The 4,631-nt window shown below is 67.9% G+C and carries 5 protein-coding genes; 1 reads left to right on the top strand and 4 read right to left on the bottom strand.

Annotation, left to right across the window (positions count from 1 at the left end):
- Window positions 1-146 precede the first annotated feature (146 nt).
- The 4 genes from IEZ21_RS46805 to IEZ21_RS46790 form a co-directional block, all read right to left on the bottom strand.
- Window positions 147-476 (bottom strand): hypothetical protein, encoded by a 330-nt coding sequence (locus IEZ21_RS46805; RefSeq protein WP_189327901.1) that lies wholly within the window; start codon window positions 474-476, stop codon window positions 147-149.
- Between the two features lie 39 nt (window positions 477-515).
- Entirely contained in the window at window positions 516-1,280 is a 765-nt protein-coding gene (locus IEZ21_RS46800) for an SDR family oxidoreductase (RefSeq protein ID WP_213089446.1), read from the bottom strand.
- 169 nt (window positions 1,281-1,449) lie between these two features.
- Complete coding sequence (locus IEZ21_RS46795; protein WP_189327900.1) at window positions 1,450-2,364, bottom strand: NAD-dependent epimerase/dehydratase family protein; 915 nt, start codon at window positions 2,362-2,364, stop codon at window positions 1,450-1,452.
- A 103-nt stretch (window positions 2,365-2,467) separates the two neighbouring features.
- On the bottom strand, window positions 2,468-3,454 hold the full coding sequence (locus IEZ21_RS46790; RefSeq protein WP_246568984.1) for an NAD(P)/FAD-dependent oxidoreductase: 987 nt from the start codon (window positions 3,452-3,454) through the stop codon (window positions 2,468-2,470).
- Window positions 3,455-3,586: 132 nt separating this feature from the next.
- On the opposite strand from IEZ21_RS46790, the gene IEZ21_RS46785 reads away from it, so the two are divergent.
- Window positions 3,587-3,943, top strand: a complete 357-nt coding sequence (locus tag IEZ21_RS46785; RefSeq protein ID WP_189327899.1) for an SDR family NAD(P)-dependent oxidoreductase — start codon at window positions 3,587-3,589, stop codon at window positions 3,941-3,943.
- The last annotated feature ends 688 nt before the right edge of the window (window positions 3,944-4,631 follow it).

The following is a 4,631-nucleotide window of genomic DNA, read 5'->3' as shown; positions in this document are numbered from 1 at the left end:
GTGCGGACCGGAACAGGGCCCGCTCCGCCACCCGCCCCACGAACGCCCGGCCCCGCGCCGCCACCACAAGGTCACCTAAAGAGCGGCCGTCTCCCATGTTCATGAGGTCCTCATAACCGAACCGAACCCGTACATGGCCGAGCAGCCTACGTCGCACATGTCGTTCCCATCGAAGGGTTGAAAAGGCGCGTCGGTATGCCGTACTTCACTCTGCCGTCGGGCCCGGTGGTCGACGCCGTGTCGCGCACCGCGGAACTCGTCGCCTCGCTCGGCCACCATGTGGAGAAGGCCACGCTCGCCGCCTTCGACCGGTCATCGATCGGTCCACCGTCCCGACCGAGGTGCCTGCCGACCATGCCTGGGGCCGGCAAGTCACCGGTGCCGGCTTCGTCACCGCGATCGGCGTGCGCGACACCGTCGCCCACGCCATCGGCCGCCGCTTCGACCAGTACGGAGTGCTCGTTGTACACCGACATGCGCACGCCTGCGGGCGCAGACCGCCAACAACCGCGACGCTACGGGCGCTGCCGCACAGGCCGGATGACCAGCTCGTTGACGTCGACATCGGCGGGCTGGCTGATCGCATAGGAGATCGCACGAGCGATGGCATCGGGCGAGATGGCCGCCGAGCGGTAGGCCTTCATTGCCGCCGCGGCTTCCGGTTCGGTGATGGTGTCGGCCAGTTCGGATTCGACGACGCCAGGTGAGACGGTGGTGACCCGGATGAACGGCTCAGCCTCCTGCCGCAGTCCTTCTGTGATCGCCCAGGCCGCATACTTCGTGGCGCAGTACACAGCAGCCGTGGGGACCACGGAGTAGGCACCGATCGACGCAATGGTGATGAAGTGCCCGCTGTTCTGGCGCTGGAAGTGCGGCATGGCCGCGGCGATGCCGTGCAGCAGACCCTTGACGTTGACATCGATCATCCGGTCCCATTCGTCCACCAGCAGTGAGTCAAGGCGCGACAGCGGCATGACGCCGGCGTTGTTGACGATCACGTCGATGTGCCCCCGGGCAGTAACCGTTTCGTCGACGAACCTGGCCACGTCGGCCCGGTCGGTGGCATCGAGACGGCGCACATCGATGCTGCCGCCGTCGGCTCGGACGCTCTCCGCCAGGCTGGTCAGCCGATCCTCTCGACGCCCACCGGCAACGACGTGGTGGCCTTCCGCAGCAAGCCGCCTGGCGATGCCTTCGCCGATGCCGCTCGTGGCACCCGTGACGAGTACGACCTTCCGGTTGCTGCCCTGCTCCGTGGTCTCCGGGGTTGTCCGTGTCACCGCGTCCTCCTTGCTCAGTCAGGGCAGAAGCCCCGTTGACGGATCGTTCACCTGCGAACTTGCCGTGCTTTCGATGGCAGAAGAAGGCCGGGATCTTCCTAGGAGCACTGCACACACCACACCTGGCCGACGAGGCGGTGTTGCCGTCACTGACACACCCCGCGTCCGGTCACAAGGTCAAGTCCGCGGCGATCCACTCGGTGACCGAGCCGTGGCGGGGCTTCCAGCCGAGAATGTCGCGGGCTCGTGTGGTGCGGACGCGACTGTTGGAGGCCAGGGCCCCGGTAGTGAATTGGGGCCCCCAGAAGGCGCCGGCGGCCTCGATGTCCCAGGGCTCGGGACCATCGAGGCCGAGTGCCTCGGCGATCGAGGCGGCCAGCCCCTTGAGTGATTCCTCCCCGTTTTCAACGAAGTAGAAGGTGCCGGCAGGCGACCGTTCGAGGGCGAGGAGATAGAGGTCGGCGAGATCCTCCACATGGACGGTCGACCAGATGTTCCGGCCGGCGCCGGCATGGCGAACGACGCCGCTGTGCCGGGCCTGCTCGACCAGGGCGGAAATATGCACCTCGTTGCGGGCGGCGCCGAGCCCGTGCCCGTAGATCATGGCCGGACACAAGACAGAGGACCGGATTCCGGCTTCGGCCGAATCCAGGACCACACGGTGGATGGCGGCCCTGGCTACTCGGATCGGGTGTTCCGGCTGCCAGGCGGAGCCGGGGTCGTGGATGTCGTCACCGTACGACTGTTCGTTCCGCTCTCCTCGGGCGTCGTCACCGACGACGCCGGAGCCGCTTGTGTGGACGAACGGCTTGCCGGAGCCCTCCAGGCCGGCCCTGAGCGCCTCCACAGCGGCACGGTGGTCACTGTTGGCGGCATTGATCACACCGTCGGCCCGGCGGGCCTGTTCAGTGAGCAGCTCGCTGTCGTCCAGTGAGCCCACGACGGGTTCGACACCCGACGCCGCGAGTGCGTCGGCCTTCGTGGAGTCGCGGACCAGACCGACGACCTGGTGGCCGGCCTCGCGCAGGCGGACCGCTACGGTCCCGCCGATATATCCGGTCGCGCCGGTGAGAAATACCTTCATCGAGAGATCTCCTGAGGTCGGGGGCACGGTGCGGTCTCAGCTCACTCGCCAGGGACACGAGGCGAATGCGCGGTGCCCCAATTGGGCGGGTGCCGTGGGACGTTCATCGGCTCCGACGAGAAGCCACGGCCTGGCGGGTGTCCTCGGTTACGAGGTCGGCGTTGATGGCCGCTGCCGTGTTGACGCCGGCGGCAGCGGCGCCGATCACCTGCTCGGCGAGGTTGGTGACGTTGCCCGCCAGCCACACACCGGCCACCTCCGTGGCCCCGGTCGGATCGGTGGCCGGCACGTAGGTGCCGATGCTCTGTGTGCCGAACTGCTGCGAGGTCGTGCGCAGGCCGAGCGAGACGAGTACATCGGCGCGGGCATGGGCGTTGGGCGGGACGACGACGGCACGTACCGCGACGGTACGCCCGTCGTGAAGCCGGACACCGCTGATCCCGTCGTCGGTGACCTCCAGGCTTTCCACCCTGCCCTCCACGAGGGCGATCTGCCGTGCCGCAAGCTGTTCTCGTTCCTGGTCGGTGAGTTCCGGGCTGCCGTTGAGGAACACGGTCAGGTCGGTGGTCCACTGCCGCCACAGCAGGGCCTGGTGCATGGCGGCCGGGCCCTGGGCCAGGATGCCGATGGGCTGGTCACGAACCTCCCAGCCGTGGCAGTAGGGGCAGTGCAGTACGTCGCGGCCCCAGCGCTCGGCCATCCCGGGGATGTCCGGCAGTTCGTCCACCACGCCGGTCGCTACGAGGAGACGTCGTGACTCCACCGCGGAACCGTCGGCAAGGACGACCCGGAAGTGTCCTTCGGCGAGGCGTTCCGCCGAGAGGACGCTGCCGTCGCGGATTTCGCCGCCGTAGCCGGTAACCTCGGTCCGCCCGGTCGCGAGCAGCTCCAGCGGCGAAATGCCCTCCCGGCCCAAGTAGTTGTGCGCGTGGGCGGCGGGTGCGTTGCGTGGCTTGCCGGAGTCGATCACCAGGACGGAGCGGCGAGCTCGGCTCAAGGTCAACGCGGCGCTCAGCCCCGCTGCCCCGCCGCCCACCACGACGACGTCGAAGCGTCTGCCCTGCGAGGACTCGGTCATCTGAGTGTTCATGCACGTCAGAGTGAGTCGACCGTCACCGGACTGGCCAAATCGTTTGCGGTTTCGGCAATTCTGGCTTCGACCGGCATAACCGGGCGATGTCGGCGTGGGACCCGGTGACGCGGAACGTCAGCCCATTTGCCGATGATCGAGCGAGGAACGATGGGTGTGAATGCCGAGCTGTTGGCTTCAAGGGCGCTGGTCACCGGCGCTGCCGCGGGCATCGGCCGTGCAGTGACCGTGCGGCTCGCCGCACTGGGCGCGGAGGTCGTCGTGACCGACAGCGACGACGAGGGGGGCGCCGAGACGGTACGGGGCATCACTGAATCGGGAGGTACAGCGAGTTTTCGTCCACTCCGACCTCGCCGACCGCGGCGAGGTGTGCCGATTGGCCGAGGGTGTCGGGATGTCGGGATGTCGACATCCTCATCAACGACGCCGCCGTCTGGAGTCTGTGCACTACCGTCGAGACCGACGACGAGACGTACGACCGTCACATGAGCATCAATCTCCGGGCGCCTTCATGCTGGTGCAGGCTTTGGTTCCGCCCCTGACCGCCCGGGGCGTGGGGCGGTCGTCAACGTCAGCTCCGGATCCACCAATGATGTCCGTGGCCACGCTGTGCGTGGTGACGCCGTTCTGTTTCAAGGAGCACCGCATCGCCGCCAGTCTGTCGCGGCCGCGTGCGACGAGGCCCACGTCGACCCCCCGCTCCGAACCTGGCAGCCGCGGCCAGCCCCAGGTTGGGTCCTGCTCCGATGATCGACGGGGTGGGCATGACTCCTCCACATGAGGTCGGGTCGTCATCGCGTGAGGTAGCGCAAATGTCGTGGGCGGAGTGGTCCGCGACCTCCGCGGTGGCCGTGCCAGGGAGGTTGTCGCTTCCATGACTTCGACCGCAGTTCCCCCGCCACGGCGCAGGGTGGCCATGGCACTCCCAGGCACGCCCGGTCCCTGCACCGAGCACTCGGGTTACCGGCGGCGGAGTGAACCAAGTCATATCGACGCGCGTCTCATCCCTTCGGTTGGTCTGCGGTGTGCGGCGTAAGGTGCTCGGCCATGCATGGTTCGGTTGGTGGGGGGCTTGTGGATTCGGGGAACGGTGGCTTGTTGGGTGACCTGGTGGTCGCCGCGCGGGACCGGGCGTTCGTGGGGCGGGTGGCGGAGCGGGCCCTGTTCCGGTCCGCAC

The organism is Streptomyces flaveus (assembly GCF_014647675.1).
GTDB lineage: Bacteria > Actinomycetota > Actinomycetes > Streptomycetales > Streptomycetaceae > Streptomyces > Streptomyces flaveus.
Note: the sequence above shows the minus strand (reverse complement) of the source record. Positions and strands in the feature narration are given on the sequence as shown.

Excerpts from the sequence above, each read along its gene's own strand:
- IEZ21_RS46785 (WP_189327899.1), top strand. The coding sequence starts at position 3,587 with ATGATCGAGCGAGGAACGATGGGTGTGAATGCCGAGCTGTTGGCTTCA.
- IEZ21_RS46795 (WP_189327900.1), bottom strand. The coding sequence starts at position 2,364 with ATGAAGGTATTTCTCACCGGCGCGACCGGATATATCGGCGGGACCGTA.
- IEZ21_RS46805 (WP_189327901.1), bottom strand. The coding sequence starts at position 476 with ATGTCGGTGTACAACGAGCACTCCGTACTGGTCGAAGCGGCGGCCGAT.
- IEZ21_RS46790 (WP_246568984.1), bottom strand. The coding sequence starts at position 3,454 with ATGAACACTCAGATGACCGAGTCCTCGCAGGGCAGACGCTTCGACGTC.